The organism is Micropruina sp. (assembly GCF_047607385.1).
In the GTDB taxonomy this organism is placed as follows: domain Bacteria; phylum Actinomycetota; class Actinomycetes; order Propionibacteriales; family Propionibacteriaceae; genus Micropruina.
In genome coordinates this window covers 1-21,137 of record NZ_JASGDE010000142.1, presented here as the reverse complement: position 1 = coordinate 21,137, position 21,137 = coordinate 1, and the positions used below count along the sequence as shown (strand labels likewise).

Genomic DNA, 21,137 nt, shown 5'->3' with positions numbered 1-21,137 from the left:
GCCGCCGACGAGCGAAGTCGTAGCGGAGCCACGTCGAGTGAGGAGAAGGTGCTCAGGTGCGTGCTGGGGCGGCGGCCAACCGATCGTGCCTACCTGCGGAACCGCTATGGGTCTAAGGGTGATGGTTCGGCTTCTCCCGCGGTGTGCGGCGTCCGGACGCCTCGCGAGATTACGTCCGATCTCGGGGACAGCCACGCTCGACGAGCCGGAACGCCCCTCGACTCGGACGTAGTCTCGCGATCCACCACCGTTGATCGAGCCTGACCGCGGCCATGTCCCACGGGACGGCAGCCGCCGCTTCCCGGCGAGTCCGCTGTGCGAGGGTGGTGACATGACCTACGAGAAGCCCGAAGTCGACTTCCCCGGGGACGCCCCCGACGACCTGACCATCACCGACATCACCGTCGGTGACGGCGCCGAAGCCACCGCCGGTAAGACCGTCGTGGTGCATTACGTCGGCGTCGCCCACTCCAGCGGCGAGGAGTTCGACGCCTCCTACAACCGCGGCGAGCCGCTCAGCTTCCGGCTCGGCATCGGCCAGGTGATCACCGGATGGGACCGCGGCGTCCAGGGCATGAAGGTCGGCGGACGCCGCCAGCTGGTGATCCCGCCGCACCTCGGCTACGGCGACCGTGGCGCCGCCGGCGTCATCGCTCCGGGCGAGACGCTGATCTTCGTAGTGGATCTGCTCGCCGTCCGCTGAACCAACCGGGGACGGTTCTCGCTGGTTGGGGACGGTTCTCAACGGTCGGGGACGGTTCTCAACGGTCGGGGACGGTTCTCAACGGTCGGGGACGGTTCTCAACGGTCGGGGACGGTTCTCAACCGTCGGGGACGGTTCTCAACCGTCGGGGACGGTTCTCGAGCGTCGAAAATCGATCACAGGGGACAGACCTACCCGGCGAGAACCGTCCCCGATCGACGAAAATCAACCGTCGAGAACCGTCCCCGACCACCGAGAACCGTCCCTGCACCCGGCCACCCCACCATTGAAGGGAAGCACTCGATGACGACCGCCTGGAACGACCGGGACGCGACCCTGTTGCCGTGTCGGGCGGTGCTCTTCGACTGCGACGGCGTCCTGGTCGACTCCGAGTCGATCATCGTCCGCTCCTGGACGCGGTGGGCCCGGCAGATCGGCCTCGATCCCGACACGGTGCTGGCCACCATCCACGGACGCCGGTCGCGGGACACCGTCGCCGAGTTCGTCGCGGCGTCACGTCGCGCCGAGGCACACGCGCTGATCGACGCCATCGAGATCCAGGACGCCGCGGCGGCCACTGCGATACCCGGTGCCGCTGAACTGCTCCACTCCATCCCGGCGGATCGCTGGGCGATCGTCACCTCCGGATCCCGCACGCTGGCCCGCACCCGGCTGGCCGCGGCCGGCGTCCCGATCCCCGCGGTGCTGATCACCGCCGAAGACGTCACTCACGGCAAGCCGCATCCACAGGGTTACCTGGCCGCCGCCGACGGCCTCGGCGCGCCGCCGACCGACTGCGTGGTGGTCGAGGACGCCGCCCCGGGAATCCGCGCCGCCCGAGCCGCGAACGTCCATGCCGTGCTGGGGGTCGGAAATCGTGACCTCGGTGACGACCGGCCGGCCATCGCCGTTCCCAATCTGCGCTCCGTCCGCTGGACGCCGGCCGGACTCCTGATCCACTCAGATGGTCGCGGGGACCCTCGTCCGTAGTCGGCTCTTCCCAGCCGGACCGGGAGCGGAACCGTCCAGCGCGACGGACTGGACCGTCGAGAACTGTCCCCCGACGGACGAAAACCAACCGCCCAGAACCGTCCCCAACAGACGAAAACCAACCGCCCAGAACCGTCCCCAACAGACGAAAACCAACCGCCCAGAACCGTCCCCGGTCAGCGAGAACCGTCCCCGGTCAGCGGGCGAGATCCTGGAGCAGCCGCCAGCCGGCCAGCACGTCGTCCCGGGTGGTGTTGCGGGAACCGATCGAGAACCGCAGTGCCACCCGGTCGCCGAGCACGGTGCGGGTGAACATCGCGGTGCCGGTGGCGTTGGCCCGTTCGATCAGGTCGGTGGTGGCCTGGTCACCGGACCGCAGCACCAGGCAGAGCAGGTTGAGCGGGTGCGGGGCGAGGATCTCGAAACGGTCGTCGGCGGTCACCCGATCGGCGAGTTCGGACGTCCAGGCCAGCTGGTCGCGGATCATCTGCTGCACCGGGGCGACGCCCTCCAGGCGAAGGGTGAACCACAGCTTGAGCGCCCGGAACCGACGTCCCAGCGGCACCTGCCAGTCCCGGTAGTCGATCACCGCGCCGGTCTCGGCGGCGGCCGTCCGCAGATACTCCGGCAGGATGCTCAACGCGCCCAGCAGGCTGGCCCGGTCGGCGGTGTAGAACAGGTTGCAGTCGAAGGTGACGCCCATCCACTTGTGCGGGTTGGTGCCGTAGCTGTCGGCGAGTTCGAGACCGTCGTTCAGCCAACGCAGTTCCGGGCAGAGGGCGGCGATGCCGGCCATCGCGGCATCGACGTGCAGCCACAGTCCCTCCCGCCGGGCAATCTCCCCGACCGCGCGCACCGGATCGACGGCCAGCGAATTGGTGGTGCCGACCGTGGCGCACGCCCAGAACGGCAGCAGTCCGGCGGCCCGGTCGGCGGCGACGGCCGCGGCCAGGGCGTCCGGACGCATCGCGAAATTCTCGTCGTGCGGCACCACGCGCAGATGGTCGGTGCCGATGCCGGCGATCCGCAACCCCTTCTCGATCGACGAATGCGCTTGTGAAGTGGCGTAGGCGACGAGCCTCGTGGTGTCCGAATCGGCATTCACCGCACCCCCTGTGGCCCGGTACCGGGCGGCCAGGATCGAGGTCAGGGTGGCTTCGCTGGCCGACCCTTGAATCACCCCGCCACCATGCGCGCTGGTCGAGCGAAAGGCGTCCGGAAGGCCGAGCAGCTCGACCATCCAGTCCATCATCCGGGTCTCCACCTCGGTGGCGGCGGGGCTGCTCGCCCAACTCATGCCCTGGACGCCGAGTCCCGCGGACACCAGCTCGGCCAGGATCGCCGGATAGCCGCTGTTGGCCGGGAACCAGGCGAAGAATCCGGGATGCTGCCAGTTGGTCAGCCCCGGCACCACCACCCGGTCGAGGTCGGCGAGCAGGGCGTCGAAGCCGTCCGGCTCGCCGGGATGCTCGGGCAACTTCGCGGCGGTCTCCCCCGGCGCCACCTGGGCCTGCACCGGCAAGCTCTCCAAACGCTGGTGGTAGTCGATGATCCAATCGATCAGCCGGTGGCCCTGGGCCCGGAACTCCTCTGCATCCACGAACCCAACCTAGTGCCCCGGCCACCAACCTTCGCCCGCTGCGCGACGCCCGGACCGGCGCCTCGCTGCGTTCTCCTCGGTCACCAGACAACCCGGTATGACTCCCTCGTCGGCCTCGCGAGGCATCCGACCGGACGCCGCTCGCCAGGGCGAACGTTGATGGCCGAGGCACGAGCCGTGGTCGGGACGGTCGTTGTGAGCTCGGTGACGCATCCGGGGTCTCGACAAGCTCGACCATCGGAGATCAGCCACTCGGTCAGGAGCGGCACCCACTACGGTTAACGGGTGGCCGGCAAGAATGCGGGCGGAACCCCCGCCACCGAGGCGCTCAGCGCGGCGGGGATCGGCTTCACCCTGCACCCCTACACGCACCACGACGACAGTCGCGACTTCGGTCCGGAGGCGGCCCGCGAGCTGGGCGTGGACGAGTTGCAGATCTTCAAGACCCTGGTCGTCGACATCGGAACCGGACGCCCGCCGCTGGCGGTCGGGGTCGTGCCGGTGGCAACCCAGCTCGACCTGAAGGCGTTCGCCGCCGCGGTCGGCGCCAAGCGGGCCACCATGGCGAAGCCGGCGGACGCGTCCCGGAGCTCGGGCTACGTGGTCGGCGGCATCTCCCCGATCGCCCAGCGGACGCTGCTGCCGACGGTGCTGGACGAGTCGGCACAGCTGTTCGACACCGTCTTCGTGTCCGCGGGCAAGCGCGGCCTGCAGGTCGAGCTGGCCCCGAACGATCTGCTCGCGATCACCGGCGCCCGCTGGGGCGATATCGCCCGCTGAGCACGACACCCGGCCGCTTCCGAACTCCCGGCGGGGACGCCCGAACCCTGCCGGGATGCGGCCGTCGTCGCCCTGCCAGAGTCCGGCAACCGGGACGGGGCCGCCGGTCAGCACCGACGACCCCGCCCCACAGTCCCCCCGGGCTTGACGACCTCAGCGTGCGCTGCGTCGTCCAACCACGATCAGCACCGCTCCGGCCAGCGCGGCCAGCAGGGCGGCGACCATGCCCAGCAACGGCGTCGACACACCGGTCTGCGGCAGCTGGTTCGCCGGCGGCGGAGTCACCGGCACGTCCGGCCCGTCCACTACCCGGTTCACCGTGCAGAGGCCGGGCCCGTCCCCGATCGCACAGACCGGCTGGTCGGGAACCTGGCCGTCCGGGGTGAGCAGGAAGTTGGCCATCACATCGTCACCGCGTTGGCCGTCCGGCAGCACCACCACGGTGTAGCTGACCGTCTCGGTCGCTCCCGCGGCGAGCATCCCGGTGATGCTGACCCGGTTGCCCGAACCGCCCACGATGAGCCCCGGATCGGACGCCGTGGGCGCCTTGGCGAGCTGGGCGTCGTCCAGCACGTGGGTCAGGTCGTCGACCTGCTGCACCGGGCCGGCAGCCGTCCCGCTGTTGACGAAGGTGAGCGTGTAGGTGATCGTGTCGCCGGCATGCACCGCAGTGCCGGACGCCGGGTTCACCGACTTGGTCGCCGACACCAGCGCGATCCCGAAGGACACCTCGGCACATCCGTCGCCGTCCGTGGACGCCTCCGGCGCCGGGACGCAGGCCCGGTTCACGATGCTGCCGTCACCGCCGGCGCGCAACGTCACCGAGTAGGTGATGTCGACATGGTCGCCGGCCGCCAACGGCCCGGACCAGGTCAACCGGCCGTTGCTCACCGTCGGCGCGGGACCGGCCGAAGCCAGCACGTCGGCGTTGTAGCCGGCGTCGTCCAGCACCCTGGTCAGGTCGTCCGACAGGGACGCTGGCTGGCCCGCGGTGTAGTCGCCCGGTCCGTCGTTGCTGAGCGTCACCGTGTAGGTCACGGTGTCGCCCGGACGCGGGTTGACCGGCGCGTTCGAGGTCTTGGCGATCGACAGGCTGCGCACCTCGTCGGCATCGCTGTCGGAATCGATCAGCGTCGCCGACGGGTCCCCGGGATCGGGCGCCGACACCGTGGCGGTGTTGACCAGCGGAGACGTGGCCGCACCGGTCACCCGGACCCTGACCTGCACCGTCGTCTCCGCGCCCGGCGCCAGGTCGCCCAGCTGCCAGGTCACCGTCCGGCCGTTCAGCGTGCCGCCGTCCTCCGTCCGGTCGGTAGTGCCGTCCGCCGGCACGAAGTCCAGCGAAGCCGGCAGCACGTCCCGCACCGTCGCGCCGGTGACGGTCTCCGCCAGCAGCGTGTTCCGGACGGTGATCGTGTAGCTGTACTCCGCGCCCACCTTGGTGACGAAGATCCCGTCGTCCTTGGCGATCGCCAGCCCGCCCGGCGCGGCCAGCGGACGGCAGCCGCCGGCCTGGTTGTTGCCGAGCACCGGGTCGTAGAGCGGTCCGGTCACCGAGCCGGTCAGGCACAGCTGGGGCTGGCTGGGGTCGGCCACCGACGCCAGGGCGTCCGGGGACAACTGGACCGGGAAGGTCAGCGACTCGGTGGCGTCGCGCGCCAGGGTCCGTGCGGTGCCGCCGACGGTGACCGCCTGGCAGGACAGCGTGGCCGGTCCGGCGACCGGCGCCGATCCACCGCCCAGCACCGTGCAGTCCCAGCCGGGAACCATCAGGCTGGTCACGCTGATGCCGTCCGGGATGCCGAACCGGGTGGTCGCCGGGGACTCCGCCGACCGTCCCCGGTTGGTCACCGCGAAGGTGAACTGAGCCGGCCGACCGGCCTGGATCCCGCTGAGCGAGGTCAGCTCGACGGCCAGGTCCGCCTCGGCGAGGGTCGCGCAGACCGCCTGCGGCTCGGTCGGCAGCGTCTGGGACGACCCGACCGCGACGCTGTTGCAGGCCTTCTGGTCCACCGCCGCACCCGCCGCGATGGTCGCGGTGAAGGTCATGCTCTTGCTGCCGCCGGGCGCCAGCGCGCTGTCCAGCTTCATCCGCAGGGCGCGCTTCCCGGCCGGTCCGGTACCCCAGTCGTCGACGGTGCCGGTCGCGCCCGGGTTCACCTCGGGCCGGGCCGGATTGGTCGACGTCGAGTACGCCACGCTCACCCCGGCGTCCACCGAGTCCACCGACTGCAGGGTCAGCTCGAACTGGGAGCCGCGCGGGGCGGCGCCGGCCAGCAGCCCGGTGTCGCCCACGTGCGGCAGCACGTCGTAGGCGGCGACGCCGGTCAGCGTGGTGTTGCCCGGGTTGGTGACGGTGAGCCGGTACTTGACCTGACCGGCGGTGATCGGCAGGTAGTGCGGCTGGACCGACTCCCAGGCGCAACCGTCGCCGGCGGACGCGTCCGGACGGCAGATCTCCTTGACCACCTTGATGCCGGACGCCGCGGCCACGGTCACCCCGGTGCTGGACGCCTGGGCACCGCCCTCGGCGGTGATGCCGTCGCCGTCCACGTCCTCGTTGTCGACCACCGCGGCCGGGCTGGCCCGGAACTGGCGCGTGGTGGTCTGGAAGCCGGCACCGGTGGGGTTGACCCAGGTGCCGCTGGCGTCACTGATCCGAACCAGAGCGACCGCCGCGTTGTTGCCGGTGGGTGCCGACGGGGTCGGGGTGGCGCGCACGGTCAGGTCGGGCCAGAGCTCCTGACCGGTGGCGCTGGGGGTGATCGGCCCCGGCCAGGTGGCCAACACCACCTGCCGGCTCACCCCGCTGATCGTCTTGGTGACGTAGGAGAAGGTCACGCCGGCCGGTGCGCCGGCGGCGAGCTGTGCCGAACCGGGCACGATCTGCCAGCCGACCGGGGCGATGAAGGCAATCTGCGGCACGATCGTGGTGCCCGGCCAGACCGCGTCGGTCGCACCGCGCATGGTGTAGCTGACCTCTTTGCCGGGGGTCAGCGAGCCGCCGCCGATCACGGTCGGCGTCCCCACGAAGCCGGCGCCCAGCGCCGGGCTGGTCCGGGTGAACTGAATGGTCCGGCTGACCGTACCGGTCAGCGGAGCGAGCACGGCCTCGTTACCCGGGAAGGTCATGGTGACCTGCGCGGTGTTGGTGCGGGTCTCACCGAGCGGGGCGTCCGCGGGGATCCGGAACCGGTAGACCAGGTAGGCCATGGTCTCGCCGCTGTCGGTCTGCTGGACGCGGCCGGGCGCGACCGGGGTGGTCGTGGTCTTGATGCTCACGAACCAGGCCCCGGCCGGCGCGGCCAAGGCTTGACCGGTGTTGCGCGTGGCGGTGCCGGAGGCGCCGTTGCTGGCCGTCCATTCGAAGGTGGCACCGGCCCCCGACGAGGTGACCTGGTCGACGTGCAGGTGATCCTTGTCGAGATTGGGTTCGTCGACCACGAACACCGCCGGCACATTGCTCTGGTTGCCGAGACCGACCCGCCAGCCCATCGCCGTCCGGTCGGGCTCTCCCGGCCGCGGGATGTTCGCGGCGTACACCCCGCCGCCGACATCGCCGTCGCCGCCCGAGTACTGGCCGTTGGCGCCGCCGGGCACCGTCTTCTCGATCCGCATCTTGCCGAACGGGTTCTGGCAGGCGACCTGGTTGGTCCTGGTGGCCGACGTGGTCCGGGTGGTCCGAGCGGAGTCGAGATAGCTGACCGAGACGTCCAGACGGCTGGTCACGTTGGTGGCGAAGTTGCAGCCGTTGGCGTCGGCCTCCGGGAAGTTGCCGCCCGGGTACCTGACCACCACCGTGCGGGCGCCCCAGCGGGCGAAATTGTCCGCGCCGGCGACATTGTCGGCGGCGTTGCCCGAGCCGTTGAAACCGGACGCGGCGTTGAGGCCCCAGCCGCCGCGGGCGCCGAAGACCGGCGAGGACGCCGAGCCGGTGGTCCAGGTGACGGTATGGGCGGCCTGGTCGACGACGCCGCCGAAGTCGGCGGAGACGATCTCCGCCTGCGACGGCACGTGGTAGACCACCTGATAGTTGCCCGCCGCCAAGAGGCTGGCGTTGCCGGTGATGTTGGCGCCCCCACCGGCGTACATATTGCCGGCGGACATGGTCAGGGTGTACCTGACGTCCTCGTCCGTCCGCACGCTGGCCGCGGCGCCGACCGCCACCAGCGGACCTTGCGCCGGTGTCGGCAGGTCGATCCGCCAGGTCACGTCGGCGGCATTCGCGCGCACCGGAGCGACCGCGGACGGCGAGGAGATCTCCGCGGACATCTCGATGTCGAAGCCGTCCGGGTAGAACTGGCTCGCCGAGATGCCGCGGAACCGGTTGGGCTCGACCGTGTAGGTCATCGTGAAGGTGTTGGAGGTGCCGGGGCTGAGGTCGCCCAGCCGGACCACCTTGCCGGTGGCGTCCGTGCCGCTGATGGTGGCGCCGCTGGGCGCAACCCAGCTCGTCCAGCTCAGCAGGTAGCGGCCCGCCGGGAGCAGCCCGTGCGGGTCCGGCTGCGACGGCGCGAAGGCGATGCTGGCGTCCGCGCAGGTGTCGGTGGTGCAGCTGTAGCTGACCCGGTAGGTGATCTGGTTGTCGTGTTCACCGTTCCTGAGCGAGCTGATCGTGCTACCGTCGGCGACGTCGATCGGCGTCAGCGCCACGTTGAGGACGCCGTTGCCGGCTGCGTCGGCACGCGACACGGGAATCGCCACCATGACGATGGTGAGCAGGAATCCGAGAATCAGCGCCACCGCGTCCCGAATTCGATGTGGTCTCCCCGTGCGCCGACCGCGCTCTCCCCCAACAAACATGCCCAGCCCCTCCGTAGTTCAGGCGGCCGGCGTGGTGCCGAGGGCGACCCACCCGGATTCCCACAACGAGGACAGGCATGCGCGGACACGACAATCCGCATTCGTAGAGGTATCGGCGTAGCGCGAGAAACTCGGGGGGTCGCTGAGCCGCGCGCTGAACTTAGCATCGTGGACCGTCCGGCGTCATTTCCGTCTCAGAAGTGCTGAGACCCGGCTGAGCGCCGGACTCAGGGAACCTTCCAGGGTGGCCGGCTCAGGGACGACTCCGAGCCGTCCGAACCAACTCAGGTGACCGGCTCAAGGACGACTCCGCAGCCGTCCGAACCAACTCACGATGCCGGCGACGATGGCACCCACCCCGACCCCGGTCGCCGCACCCAATGCCCAGCCGGCCCCGATTCCCGCCCGCATCGCCCGCTCGGCCACCGCGCGGCGCACCATCGGTGCCGGCTCGTCCAACTCCGGAGCCGGATCTGCGACGTCCGCCGCCAGCGGGGAGCGGTACACCGGTTCGACCTCGTAGGTGGCCATCCAGGCGGCGATCATCAGGATCAGGGTGGCGAACAGGTTGAAGAACAGCATCAGCACGATGATCGGGCCGAAGACGCCGGCCGCGGCATTGCCGGAGAAAAGGCCGGTGATCGTGGTGGCGGCGACCTGGAGGACGGCCAGCCCGATCGATCCGGAAAGCGCGCCGATCAGCCAGATGTGCCGGGCGATCGGCTGTTGATAGGAGACCCGGTAGACGAAGGCGAACAGCGCGAAGCCCACCACGATATTGACCAGCACCGGCACCAGCCGCAACAACAAGGTGGTGACGATGCTGGCGGGCAGCTGCAGCCACTCGATGATGGTTCCGGTGAGCACGGTGGCCACCGTCGAGGACGCGAACATCACCAGGATGGTGACCAGCAGCACCAGCAGGATGCCGAGGTTCTTCAACGTCTCGACGACGATATTGGCCTTCTTCTCCGCTTCGTCGAGGGTCGGCCTCATCTGGGCCCGGATGGCGCTCTTCAGATTGGCCACCCAGGACGCGCCCGACCAGGCGAACACCGCCAGCGACACCCCGAAGATCACCGCCCAGCTGTTCAGGGCGCCCTCCATCACCTCGACGACTTGCTTGCCCAGCTTGTCGTCGCCACGGAACTGCGCCTCGATCAGCGCCCGGACGGCGTCCAGCAGATCGGGCCGGAACACGGTCAGCACCATGCCCAGGATCGCGAAGGCGAAGGACAGCACCGGGACCAGGGACAGCACCGAGAAGTAGGTGATGGCACCCGCGAACTGGTTGCCGAGGCGCACCGTGAAGCGTTCCTGGGTCCGCAGCAGATGCGCGATCCACGGCTTCGCCTTCAGCTTCTCGAGCCATTCCGGCATGTGCCCTCCTTTCGTCGCGTTGCTCGGCCAAGGGCCCGCTACGACCCCGGGGCCTGGTGCGGAAGTCCGGTACGGCTCGCGGGGTCCCGCATCCCGACCGGCTGCGTTCGCCTCCGTTGCCCATCCGACCCGGTAGGACACCCTCCTCAGGCCTTGCCGGACCGTGCCCGGACACCCCGCTCCTGACCGAACCTGACCTCCGCAACAGACCCTAGCCGCGACGCGTCCGAACGGCGTACACCGTTAGGGGCGGGTCTGCCCGGCGTCCGGAGCCTCCGGACCGACGGGCTGGCGCCCCTGGCCGGCGTCGTCCGATCACACCGATGTCGCCGATCACACCGATCTCGCCATCGGTGACTCCTGTCAGATTCCGTGACCGCTTTCGTGTTATTGCCCGAAACCCGTCACCGAAGGTGAAACCTGCCACCGATGGCGAGATCGCCGACCAGGAACGACGCGGTCCACGACCACCTCCACCGACCACGACCAGACCGACGACGACCAGCGAGTGGACGGTTCGGGCTGGACGGACCGGCAGACCTAGCGGCCCGGCCACCAACCTTCACCCGCTACCCGGATGGCGCCCCGCTGCGTTCTCCTCGCTCACCAGACAAACCGTCGTACGGTGACTGAGGAGAACGCTGCCGGGCATCCACCCTGGCACACCGCCTTCCCCCGAAGAACTTCCGCCGAACGGCACTACTCGGCGTAGCTGCTCACCGGCGGGCAGGAGCAGACCAGGTTCCGGTCGCCGTAGACGCCGTCGATCCGGGCGCTGGCCGGCCAGTACTTGTCGGTCGCGCCGGTGCCGACGCTGCCCAGTCGCAGCCCGCCCGGGTAGGCGGCCAGGCTACGCGGATACGGATGGTTCCAGTCGTCGGCGACCACCCGGGCCTGGGTGTGCGGGGCGTTGTGCAGCGGGTTGTCGTCGGCGGGCCACTGACCGGCGGCGACGGCGTCCGCTTCGGCCCGGATCGCGATCATCGCGTCGCAGAACCGGTCCAACTCGGCCTTCGACTCCGACTCGGTCGGTTCGATCATCAGCGTGCCGGCCACCGGGAAACTCATCGTCGGGGCGTGGAACCCGTAGTCGATCAGCCGTTTGGCGACGTCGTCCACGGTCACCCCGGTGGCCTTGGTGAGCGGACGCAGGTCGACGATGCACTCGTGCGCGACTAGGTCGTGCGCGCCGGTGTAGAGGATCGGGTAGTGCTCGCCGAGCCGCTTCGCCACGTAGTTGGCGGCCAGCACCGCGGCCTGCCCCGACTCGCGCAGCCCGTCCGCGCCGAGCATCGCGATGAACGCGTAGCTGATCGGCAGCACCCCCGCCGAGCCGAACGGCGCCGCACTGACCGGGCCGTAGGACGTGGCCGGGCCGGCCTCGTCCAGCAGCGGATGGGACGGCAGGTAGGGAGCCAGATGCGCCCGGACGGCGACCGGTCCGACGCCGGGGCCGCCGCCGCCGTGCGGGATGGCGAAGGTCTTGTGCAGGTTGAGGTGGCTGACGTCGGAGCCGAATTTGCCCGGCTGGGCCAGTCCGAGCAGCGCGTTCAGGTTGGCTCCGTCCACGTACACCTGGCCGCCGGCGTCGTGCACCAGCGCGCACAGCTCGCCGATGGTGTCCTCGTAGACGCCGTGGGTGGACGGGTAGGTGACCATGATCGCCGCCAGCGTGTCGGCGTTGGCCGCCACCTTGGCGCGCAGGTCGGCCAGGTCGACCGAGCCGTCGTCGGCGGTCTTCACCACCACCACCTTCATCCCCGCCATCACCGCGGACGCCGCATTGGTGCCGTGCGCTGACGCCGGGATCAGGCAGACGGTGCGCTGATCGTCGCCGTTGGCCAGGTGGTAGGAGCGGATCGCCATCAGCCCGGCGAACTCGCCCTGACTACCGGCGTTGGGCTGCACCGAGACCCGGTCGTAGCCGGTGATCTCGGCCAGCGCGGAACACAGCCGCTCGATCATGGCCAGATAGCCCTGGGCGTCCGAGGCCGGCGCGAACGGGTGCAGGTTCGCGAACCCGGGCAGGCTGATCGCCTCCATCGAGGTGGTCGGGTTCAGCTTCATGGTGCACGAGCCGAGCGGGATCATGCCGCGGTCGAGGGCGAAGTCGCGGTCAGCGAGGGTGCGCAGGTAGCGCAGCATCTCGGTCTCGCTGTGCCGGCTGTTGAACACCGGATGAGTCAGGTAGTCGACGCCCCGGTCGTGTCCGGCCAGGTCGCCGAGCCGCTGCTCCCCGGGTGCGGACGCGCCGAACGCCTGCGCGACGGCGGCCAGGTCGGCCTCGGTGGCGTCCTCGCCGACGCTGACGCCGACCCGGTCGGCGTCCACCAGGCGCAGCTGAACGCCGGCCTCCGCGGCGTCGGCGACGACCTGCGCGGCACGTCCGGGGACGGTCACCGTGAGCGTGTCGAAGAACGAGGTGCCGGCCAGCTCGGTTGTCGCGGACAGCGCCGCGGCGAGGCGTCGTGCCTTGTCGTGGACGCCTTCGGCGATCGCCCGCAGCCCGCGCGGACCGTGGTACACCGCGTACATGGACGCCGCGACGGCCAGCAGCACCTGCGCGGTGCAGATGTTGGAGGTGGCCCGGTCGCGACGGATGTGCTGCTCGCGGGTCTGCAGCGCCAGCCGCAGCGCCGGGGTGCCGTCGGCGTCTTTGGACAATCCGACGAGGCGTCCGGGCAACTGCCGCTCCAGGCCCTCCCGGACGGCCATGTACGCCGCATGCGGGCCGCCGTAGAACAGCGGGACGCCGAACCGCTGGGTGGTGCCGACCGCGATGTCGGCGCCCCACTCTCCCGGTGCCGTGAGCATGGTGAGCGCCAGCAGGTCGGCCGCGGCGATCACCGAGGCGTTGTTGTCGTGGGCGGTGGCGGCGATGGCGCGCAGCTCGTCGGTGCCGCGCACGCCGCCGTCCGCACCGGGCAGCTGGACGACGACGGCGAACGCCTCGTGGGTCTGCAACGCCTCGACCAGGTCGCCGTCGACCACCACGACGTCGATGCCGGTGGCCAGGGCACGGGTGCGGACCACGGCCAGCGTCTGCGGCAGCACCTGCGCGTCGACCAGGAAGACCGAACCCTTGCGGGTCACCCGGCGAGCCAGCGCCATCGCCTCGGCGACCGCGGTGGCCTCGTCCAGCAGGCTGGCCCCGGCGGTCGGCAGCCCGGCCAGGTCGGTGATCATGGTCTGGAAGTTGAGCAGCGCCTCCAGCCGGCCCTGGCTGATCTCGGGCTGATAAGGGGTGTAGGCGGTGTACCAGGCCGGGTTCTCCAGCAGGTTGCGGCGGATCACCGGCGGCGTCACGGTGCCGTGGTAGCCGAGCCCGATCATCGCCCGGCGGGGACGGTTGGCGGCGGCGAAGCCGGCCAGTTCCGCGGCGGCAGCAGCCTCGTCCAGGGCCGGCGGCAGGTTCAGTGGCGCGCCCAAGGCGATCGTGGTCGGGACCGCGGCAGCGCTCAGCGCGTCCAGTGATTCGTAGCCGACCGCCTCCAGCAGCTTCGTCCGATCCTCCCCGACGGCCCCGATGTGTCGAGTGGTGAAGGCAACCATTCCGCGCTCTCCTGTTGTCCGCTCCGGCGCCGACCGCGCCACCGATCCAAACTATCCCACCGGCCACCCCGTTCCCGGGGACGCCTCTCCCACCACCCGGCCCCGGCACCCCACCGCTCGCCACCCGAGCGCCCCCATCCGCGCTCGCCACCCGAGCGCCCCCAACCGCGCTCGCCTAACTATTTGGGGCTCGCTGAGTTCAGCGAGCCCCAAATAGTTAGGCGAGCGGTGGGATGGCCCGGACGCGCGCACCCGGTCGGAGGTCAGCCGTTCGGGTAGCGCTCCTTGATCAGGTCGTTGCGCAGCACGGTGATCTGGGCGTACATGTCGTGGACCAGGTAGATGTCGCGGTCCCGCGTCCATGCCTGGGCCGACTTCGGATCGTAGGTGTCGGGCATCGAGAGCCCACGGGGCGCGAACGCCGAAACGCCGCGGGCTCGGGTGGTCTGCACGCACCTCTTGATGTGATCCTCGAAGGCGATCACGCCCGCGGTGCCCACTCCCCCGGGCCGGTTGGACCGCAACGCCACCACCTGGGCGACCACGCCGTCGGTGCTCAGGTAGGTGATGGTGCCGTCGTCGGCGAACACCGGCTCGATGGAGACCACGTCGTCCATGTCGTATTTCGCCTTGAGATGCCGGGCGATCTCCCACTGCGCGTAGACGGGCAGCTTGCGGCGGGCCCGGCGCAGCGCCTTGACGACGGTGTCGGCCAGGTCCTCGTTCATCGGTCCGGGCTCGGGCAACACCCGGGTCGGATCGCCCCCGTTGGCCGGCGGACGGTTGCCGAACCCGAAGGCCAGCAGGAAGTCGAATTTGGCCAGCGGCGCCACCGGCGGACGCCAGTTGAAGCCGATGTCGAAGATGCGCGGAACGGTGGCCCGTGCCGTCTGCGGATCGCGCAGGTGATCGGCGAGATAGCGTCGCATCGAGCGCTTGAGCGCCGCCGCGTCGGCTGCCGAGTTGGTGCTGGCGAGGGTTTCGGCGTTGGCGGTGCCGGTCGGAAGGAAGGCGGCTGCCGACCCGAGGGCGGCGGTGGTGATCAGATGCCTGCGGTCCATGGGGTGCTTGCTCCTGTCGTCATTGACGGGGAGGGCTCTCGGTGCCCTCCGGGGACGCGAACGACGCTAGCAGCGCGGGCGGCCCGACGCGCCCGGACGCAATCCGCTCGCCCAGGGAAGTGCTGATCGATGCTGTTCCGAGCGAGGACGTGCCCGGCGGGTGCGCCGCAGCCGGGCCATCTCACCGCTCGCCTAACTATTTGGGGCTCGCTGAGTTCAGCGAGCCCCAAATAGTTAGGCGAGCGGTGGGATGGCCCGGCGGCGGAAGCAACACCCGGCACCGGAACGGAACGGATTCGGTCAGCCGGCGGCACGAGCCCGGCGACGCCGGGACAGCTCGTCGGTGGCGACCGGGGCGGCCTCTTCCTCGTGAGCACGCTCGCTGGGCAGCTCGGACAGGCTGCCCTCGATGTCGCGCCAGACACCGCCCAGGGCGATGCCGAACATGCCCTGGCCGCCGCGCAGCAGGTCGATCACCTCGTCGTCGGAGGTGCACTCGTAGACCGACACGCCGTCGCTCATCAGCGTCACCTCGGTGAGGTCCTGGACGCCGCGGGCGCGCAAATGGTCGATCGCGGTGCGGATCTGCTGCAGCGAGATGCCGGCGTCGATCAGCCGCTTGATCACCTTGAGCAGCAGGATGTCGCGGAAGCCGTAGAGCCGCTGCGTGCCGGAACCGCTGGCGTCGCGCACCTGGGGAACCACCAGCCCGGTGCGAGCCCAGTAGTCGAGCTGCCGGTAGGTGATCTCGGCGGCGCGGCAGGCCACCGGGCCGCGGAAGCCGACGTCCTCGGGCAGCGGAGCGAAGTCGCCGTCGAACAGCAGATCCTGGGTATCCACCGGTTGCTCAGCCGCCTCGTCCAGACCGTTCACTTCATCCGCCTTCACTGTGTGGGTTACCTCGGCCGCAAGCGCCGCGATGACTTCTTCCACGACGCTAAATCCGACCCGGCCGGACGGTCAACGACACGCCGCGGATGATCGGCCCAGCGTACCAACCCTCCACCTGAACCTGAGAGATTCCGCCGGGAGCCGCCGCCCAGCCCCACCCGCGCGACCCCGGGGCAGCGGACGGCTCAGAAGTCGTCCGGGTTCACCGAGTCGAGGAACTGCCGGAACTGCTCCACCTGGTCCTCCCCCGGCGGTTCGGTCTCGCTCGGCGTCGGGACGAAACCCACCGCGTCCAGCACCCCCTCGGCGATCTTGATCGGCACCCCGGCGCGCAGCGCCACCGCGATCGCGTCGGAGGGTCGGGCGTTCACCGGACGCCCGTCGACGATCAGCTCGGCGTAGAAGACACCCTCCTGGTGACCGACGATGTGCGCCACCGAGACCTCGCCGCCGAGGCTGGTGACCAGCGAGAGCATCAGTTCGTGGCTGGAGGGGTGGTCGGGATCGGGCTCCTGCAGCGCCGCCAGGATTCCGGACGCCCCGGCGGCGGTCATCCAGATCGCCACCTGGCGCTCCCCCTCGGTCTCCTTCAGCAGCAGCACCGGGGATCCCTGCTCGGCGTCCAACCGGACTTCGACGACGGTCAACTCGCGCATGGCTTCACCTACCGCTTCCACCTATTGGGGCATGGTGGACCGCATGATCGCGGCGTGGGCATGCATCACCAGCTGCATGACCTCCTGGGCCAACTGCTGGGGGGACTGACTGCGCCGCAGGTGTGGGGCGATCGCCTGTTCGATCAACCCCACCTCGCGCTCGGCGGCCTGCTTGACGACCCGCAGGTGCCGGGCGTCCATCCCGTAGGCGGAGAGCTTGCGGGCGGCCACCGCCACGGTCAGCGCGTCCCGCCCGTAGTAGACGGTGCCGCGCCGCGGATTCACCAGGGCGTGCCGCTCCAGTTCGGCCAGGCTGGCCTCGGACAGGCCGCTCAGTTCGAGCAGTTCGCGGCGGGTGATCCGGATCGGCCGCTTCGGGCTGCGCTGCTGCTGGCCGTTGCCGGCCGGGTTCACCGACGGCACCTCGGTGGCTGCTGCCGCACCGGTCAGCGGCTCCAGCCGGGGCGGTTCCTCACCGCGGTCCATCGCCTCCAGGTGCTCGCGGATCACCTTCAGCGGCAGATAGTGCGACTTCTGCACGGCGAGGATGTAGCGCAAGCGGGCGATGTCCGACTCGGCGTAGCGCCGGTAACCCGAAGGGGCTCGCTCTGGCGAGATCAGGCCTTCGCTCTCCAGGAAGCGGATCTTGGAGATCGAGATGTCCGGGAAGTCCTCCTTCAGGACCGCCAGGACCTGGCCGATGCTGCGTAGTCCGTAAGCCATGCCGCGGTCATCCAGGGTGGGTGAAGAACAGCATCCGGAATTTGCCGATCTGCACCTCGTCCCCGCGCCGCAGGGCCACCGGGCCGTCGATCAGCGCCTTGTTCACGTAGGTGCCGTTGAGGCTGTTCTCGTCCTCGACCCAGACGTGCCCCTCCCGCCGGGTCAGCCGGGCGTGGTTGCGGGACACGGTGATGTCGTCGAGGAAGATGTCGCAGCGCGGATGCCGGCCGGCGGTGGTGACGTCGGAGTTGATCAGGAACCGGGCGCCGGCCGCCGGACCCTGCCGGACGATGAGCAGCGCCGAATCCGGGGGCAGCTGCGAGATGGCGCCCTGGTCCTCGGCGCTCAGGTCTTCGCTGATCGGCTCCTCGGCCACCGGGTCGACCGCCGCGACCACCCGGGTGGTGTCGCCGCTGGAGACTCCCTTGGCCAGCGACGCTCCACAGTTGGCGCAGAAATTATTGGTGTCAGCGTTGTCGTGTCCACATGCGGGGCACTTGATCATCGTCCGGACCTCTCTGCACGAACACCCTGGTGGCTAGGTGAAAGCGTGTGCACCTTCAGGCTAAGCCAGAGGTTAACGGTTGGCTACTCTTCGGCGAATTCGGCGTACGCGTCGGAGTCGAGGGCGTCGTCCAGCTCGGACGGGTCGCTGATCTCGATCTCGAACATCCAGCCGTCGCCGTAGGGGTCGGAGTTGATCACCTCGGGGGTGGTGTTGAGCAACTCGTTGACCGAGGTGATCACCCCGGACGCCGGGGAGAAGACGTCCGAGACGCTCTTGGTGGACTCCACCTCGACGCAGGCGTCGTCCTTGGCGACCTCTTCGCCGACCTGCGGCAGGGAGACGTAGACCACGTCGCCGAGGGCGTCGGCGGCGTACGAGGTGATGCCCACCCGAACGGTGGACCCGTTTCCGGTGCGCACCCATTCGTGCTTGTCGGTGTACTTCAGATCCTCGGGATACACAGCAGACTCCTTGGCTGTCGCGGACGTGGGGGATGCGGTGCATCCTGCGGCAACACTACCCATTCCGGGCAGCCTCGCGCGGGGCCGAATCAGGCCGGTTTGGCGAACCGGTTGGCCGGCGGCGCCACCACGGCCGTGATCGTCAGCTTCTCGTCGCGGACGATGTCGACGCTGCCGCCGATCCGGGAGCCCTGGACCTCGCTGATCAGGCCGCCGCTGAAGCCGGCCGCCTCGGTGAGGGCATGCGGATCGCCGATCACGTCGATGGTGATCGGGGTGCTGATCGGGTGGTTGTCGACCAGCAGCCGGCCGTTGCTGCCGGTGCCGAACCAGGTGGACGCGACCACCCGCACGGTGCCGTTGATGGCGATCACCTCGGCACCGGCGTCGCGCATCTCCTCGATGGTGTTGAGCAGCAATTCGGCGGTCACCTTGCGCTGCGGATCGTTGATGGTGATCCGGACGCCGGGCCCCTGCGCCGGCGCGGTGCCGCCCAGGATGGCCAGGATGTCGAGTCGCCGTTGCGCCTCTTCCCGCGCCACCCGCTCGGAGTCGACGCCGCTCTGCAGGCGACGCTGGGTCTCCTCCAACTGCGCGATCTCGCTTTCGAGTTGACGGCTCTGGCCGGTCAGATCGTCCAGCAGCTGGACCAGGTCGGCCCGGCGCAGCGTGGAGTAGTCGGTCTCGGAGCTCTGGCTGCGGACCTGCATCACCACGGCCAGCCCGCACACCAGCAGGATCGCCGCGAAAACCACCTGGGCACGTCCCGGCTTGACGAAATCGCGGACCAGCTCGCGCCAGCCGATCGGCGCCGGGGACGCCGGTTCGTCCGGCATCGGTCGGTCCGGCTCCGGCTCATCGGACGCCGGCCCGTCGGACGCGGGCTCATCGGACGCCGGCGTCGGGGCGGTGGATTCCTCGAGCGTCCGGTCGGCGGACGTCTCGGCGTCCGGACCCGCGGCCCGGCGGGGTGCGGCGTCCGTGCCGGCCGGATCGCCGTCGGCGGCTTCGTCCAGGCGCCGGGGTTCGACCGCGTCCGGATCGCGCGACTCAGGCATGGAACAGCGCCCGTCGGATCGCGGCCGCGTTGGTGAAGATGCGGATGCCGAGCACCACCACGACCGCGGTGGACAGCTGCGCACCCACCCCGATCTGGTCGCCGATCCAGACGATCAGCGCGGCGATCAGCACGTTGGAGGTGAACGACACCACGAAGACCTTGTCGTCGAAGACCCGCTCCAGATAGGCCCGGAAGCCGCCGAACAGGGCGTCCAGCGCCGCCACGATGGCGATCGGCAGGTACGGCTGCAGGCCGGCCGGCAGCGCCGGTTCCAGGAAGATGCCCAGCGCGATACCGATGATCAGGCCGACGATGGCGAACACGGCATCACCCCCTACGGCTTCCGTTCGGCGTTGCGGACTCCCAGGCCGGGGTCGGCGCTGAGCCGCAGACTACCCGCCGAGCTGAGCTCGTACCGAATGCCGTAGTTCTGTTTCAGGTAGGCCCACCAGGCACCTCCCGGGGTGCCCGGGAACGCCTGCAACAGCGCCGCGGCGTCCCCGATGGCCTCGACCCGGTAGGGCCGGGTGAGCGAGCGGTAGTCGACGGTGATGGCGTCCCCGGCGCCCCGGATCGCGGTCCGCGCCGACAGCCGGTGCCCGTTCACCGCGATCGCCTCGGCCCCGGCCCGCCACAGCCCGTTCACCGCCTGCCGGATGTCGACGTCGACCACCTTGCTGCCCCGCTGTTCGGGCCCTTCGGCGTCGTCGGCGACCAGCACAACACCCGGTCCGGTCACCGCCTGCATGCCGGTCGCCGGGCCGAGCAGGCCGAGTTGCCGCTGCACTTCGACGGCTGCCGGGTCGTTGGCCAGGGTGTCGGCGGACAGCTTCCGGTTCTGTTCCCGCAGGTCGGCGAGCCGGGCGCGCAGGGTGTCGGTGTTGGCCGCGGCGTCCTGGATCCGTTGCACCAGCTGGTCGCGCTCCACCTGTTCGGCCGGTGCGGCCCGCAGCTGATCGGCGACCGAGCTGCCGATCAGCAGGCCGATCAGCAGCGACACCAGCCCGACCAGCCACCACCGGCGCCGGCGCTGGGTGGCGGCGGCGTAGCCCGGGTCGAGGGCGTCCCGATAGAGGCTGGTGAGCAGGTCCATGCTGGCGTCCAGCCGGCGGGGACGCCCGGACGCGTCGTCCCGGCCGGTCATCCCGACCCGGTGACCGCGGCCGTGGTGGACGGACGGTCGCCCTTGCCGACCGGCGGGAACCGGCGCAGCACGTCCAGGGTCTGGCCGACGTACATCAGCCCGGCGCACCAGTACAGCCCGGCACCCCACAGCGCCAGCGCCCAGCCGATCACCCGGAAGGCCAGCGCCCACGGTTCGGAACCGGCGCCCAGCAGCACCATCGGGAAGGCGTACAGCAGGCAGAAGGTCGCCGTCTTGCCGAGGAAGTGCACCGGCAGGCTGACGAACCCGCGGGTACGCAGCAGCGGCAGCACCAGCGCGGCCATCATCACGTCGCGGGCCAGCAGCGCGACCACCATCCACCACGGGATGACGTCGCGGATCGCCAGGCCGGCCAGCGTGGCCAGGATGTAGAGCCGATCGGCCAGCGGATCGAGCACCTGCCCGAGCTTGGAGCGCTGGTTCCACTTCCGGGCGATGTAGCCGTCCACCCAGTCGGTGGCACCGAAGAAGGCCAGTGCCACCACCGCCAGCAGGTCGTACTGCCGGGCCAGCAACAGCCACAGGAACAACGGCACGCCGAGCAACCGAACGAAGCTCAGCACATTCGGCAGGGTGAGGATCCGCTCGGTGTCGTAGGGCTCGCCGGATGACACGCCCCCAGACTAGTGGGGGCGGCTGACAGCGCCGCCGGCGGGCCGAGCCCCGCCTCGTGGTGTGGGACGGCGGGGACGGTTCCTTTCGTCCCACTGGTAGTACCAGTGGGACGAAAGGAACCGTCCCCGCCGTCCCACACCACGAGGCGGGGCTCGGCCCGCCGGCGGCGCTGTCAGCCGCCCCCACTAG

The 21,137-nt window shown here is 70.2% G+C and carries 17 protein-coding genes; 3 read left to right on the top strand and 14 right to left on the bottom strand.

Features of this window, described 5'->3' with window-relative positions; all coding sequences use genetic code 11:
* Nucleotides 1-331: 331 nt before the first annotated feature.
* A complete protein-coding gene (locus QM582_RS12875) occupies nt 332-703 on the top strand; it encodes an FKBP-type peptidyl-prolyl cis-trans isomerase (protein ID WP_415084987.1) in 372 nt (123 codons plus the stop codon).
* A 303-nt stretch (nt 704-1,006) separates the two neighbouring features.
* Nucleotides 1,007-1,693, top strand: coding sequence for an HAD-IA family hydrolase (locus QM582_RS12870; protein WP_415084986.1), 687 nt, complete (start codon nt 1,007-1,009; stop codon nt 1,691-1,693).
* Between the two features lie 196 nt (nt 1,694-1,889).
* Here the strand turns inward: QM582_RS12870 and QM582_RS12865 are convergent, their stop codons facing one another.
* Complete coding sequence (locus QM582_RS12865) at nt 1,890-3,293, bottom strand: pyridoxal-dependent decarboxylase (RefSeq protein ID WP_415084984.1); 1,404 nt, start codon at nt 3,291-3,293, stop codon at nt 1,890-1,892.
* Nucleotides 3,294-3,578: 285 nt separating this feature from the next.
* Here QM582_RS12865 and ybaK point away from each other — a divergent pair, with 285 nt between their 5' ends.
* Entirely contained in the window at nt 3,579-4,073 is a 495-nt protein-coding gene (gene ybaK, locus QM582_RS12860) for a Cys-tRNA(Pro) deacylase (RefSeq protein WP_415084982.1), read from the top strand.
* Nucleotides 4,074-4,226: 153 nt separating this feature from the next.
* On the opposite strand, the gene QM582_RS12855 is transcribed toward ybaK, so the two are convergent.
* From QM582_RS12855 to QM582_RS12795, 13 genes are all read right to left on the bottom strand, one after another.
* Nucleotides 4,227-8,816 carry a hypothetical protein gene (locus tag QM582_RS12855; RefSeq protein ID WP_415084980.1) on the bottom strand — a complete coding sequence of 1,530 codons (4,590 nt, stop codon included), beginning with the start codon at nt 8,814-8,816 and terminating at the stop codon, nt 4,227-4,229.
* A gap of 357 nt (nt 8,817-9,173) precedes the next feature.
* Nucleotides 9,174-10,256, bottom strand: a complete 1,083-nt coding sequence (locus QM582_RS12850) for a YhjD/YihY/BrkB family envelope integrity protein (protein ID WP_415084978.1) — start codon at nt 10,254-10,256, stop codon at nt 9,174-9,176.
* A gap of 699 nt (nt 10,257-10,955) precedes the next feature.
* Nucleotides 10,956-13,808, bottom strand: coding sequence for an aminomethyl-transferring glycine dehydrogenase (gcvP, locus tag QM582_RS12845; protein ID WP_415084977.1), 2,853 nt, complete (start codon nt 13,806-13,808; stop codon nt 10,956-10,958).
* 263 nt (nt 13,809-14,071) lie between these two features.
* The gene (locus QM582_RS12840; RefSeq protein WP_415084975.1) at nt 14,072-14,869 is read right to left on the bottom strand and encodes a hypothetical protein; all 798 of its coding nucleotides are present in this window, start codon (nt 14,867-14,869) and stop codon (nt 14,072-14,074) included.
* 300 nt (nt 14,870-15,169) lie between these two features.
* On the bottom strand, nt 15,170-15,757 hold the full coding sequence (locus QM582_RS12835) for a MerR family transcriptional regulator (protein ID WP_415084973.1): 588 nt from the start codon (nt 15,755-15,757) through the stop codon (nt 15,170-15,172).
* Between the two features lie 188 nt (nt 15,758-15,945).
* Nucleotides 15,946-16,416 (bottom strand): bifunctional nuclease family protein, encoded by a 471-nt coding sequence (locus QM582_RS12830; protein ID WP_415084972.1) that lies wholly within the window; start codon nt 16,414-16,416, stop codon nt 15,946-15,948.
* Nucleotides 16,417-16,437: 21 nt separating this feature from the next.
* Nucleotides 16,438-17,139, bottom strand: coding sequence for a MerR family transcriptional regulator (locus tag QM582_RS12825; RefSeq protein ID WP_415084970.1), 702 nt, complete (start codon nt 17,137-17,139; stop codon nt 16,438-16,440).
* Between the two features lie 7 nt (nt 17,140-17,146).
* Nucleotides 17,147-17,644: an FHA domain-containing protein gene (locus tag QM582_RS12820; protein ID WP_415084968.1), complete on the bottom strand. Its 498-nt coding sequence runs from the start codon at nt 17,642-17,644 to the stop codon at nt 17,147-17,149.
* Between the two features lie 83 nt (nt 17,645-17,727).
* Entirely contained in the window at nt 17,728-18,108 is a 381-nt protein-coding gene (gene gcvH, locus QM582_RS12815; protein WP_415084966.1) for a glycine cleavage system protein GcvH, read from the bottom strand.
* Between the two features lie 89 nt (nt 18,109-18,197).
* Nucleotides 18,198-19,166, bottom strand: coding sequence for a DUF881 domain-containing protein (locus QM582_RS12810; RefSeq protein ID WP_415084964.1), 969 nt, complete (start codon nt 19,164-19,166; stop codon nt 18,198-18,200).
* Nucleotides 19,159-19,491: a small basic family protein gene (locus tag QM582_RS12805; protein WP_415084963.1), complete on the bottom strand. Its 333-nt coding sequence runs from the start codon at nt 19,489-19,491 to the stop codon at nt 19,159-19,161. The genes QM582_RS12810 and QM582_RS12805 overlap by 8 nt, the downstream gene beginning before the upstream one ends.
* Before the next feature lie 11 nt (nt 19,492-19,502).
* Nucleotides 19,503-20,312, bottom strand: a complete 810-nt coding sequence (locus QM582_RS12800) for a DUF881 domain-containing protein (protein WP_415084961.1) — start codon at nt 20,310-20,312, stop codon at nt 19,503-19,505.
* Entirely contained in the window at nt 20,309-20,947 is a 639-nt protein-coding gene (locus tag QM582_RS12795; protein ID WP_415084959.1) for a CDP-alcohol phosphatidyltransferase family protein, read from the bottom strand. Before QM582_RS12795 ends, QM582_RS12800 begins: the two co-directional genes overlap by 4 nt.
* Nucleotides 20,948-21,137 lie beyond the last annotated feature (190 nt).

Coding starts and splice junctions, on each gene's coding strand:
- QM582_RS12875 (WP_415084987.1), top strand. CDS start 332: ATGACCTACGAGAAGCCCGAAGTCGACTTCCCCGGGGACGCCCCCGAC.
- QM582_RS12870 (WP_415084986.1), top strand. CDS start 1,007: ATGACGACCGCCTGGAACGACCGGGACGCGACCCTGTTGCCGTGTCGG.
- QM582_RS12850 (WP_415084978.1), bottom strand. CDS start 10,256: ATGCCGGAATGGCTCGAGAAGCTGAAGGCGAAGCCGTGGATCGCGCAT.
- gcvP (WP_415084977.1), bottom strand. CDS start 13,808: ATGGTTGCCTTCACCACTCGACACATCGGGGCCGTCGGGGAGGATCGG.
- QM582_RS12840 (WP_415084975.1), bottom strand. CDS start 14,869: ATGGACCGCAGGCATCTGATCACCACCGCCGCCCTCGGGTCGGCAGCC.
- QM582_RS12830 (WP_415084972.1), bottom strand. CDS start 16,416: ATGCGCGAGTTGACCGTCGTCGAAGTCCGGTTGGACGCCGAGCAGGGA.
- QM582_RS12825 (WP_415084970.1), bottom strand. CDS start 17,139: ATGGCTTACGGACTACGCAGCATCGGCCAGGTCCTGGCGGTCCTGAAG.
- QM582_RS12820 (WP_415084968.1), bottom strand. CDS start 17,644: ATGATCAAGTGCCCCGCATGTGGACACGACAACGCTGACACCAATAAT.
- QM582_RS12810 (WP_415084964.1), bottom strand. CDS start 19,166: ATGCCTGAGTCGCGCGATCCGGACGCGGTCGAACCCCGGCGCCTGGAC.
- QM582_RS12800 (WP_415084961.1), bottom strand. CDS start 20,312: ATGACCGGCCGGGACGACGCGTCCGGGCGTCCCCGCCGGCTGGACGCC.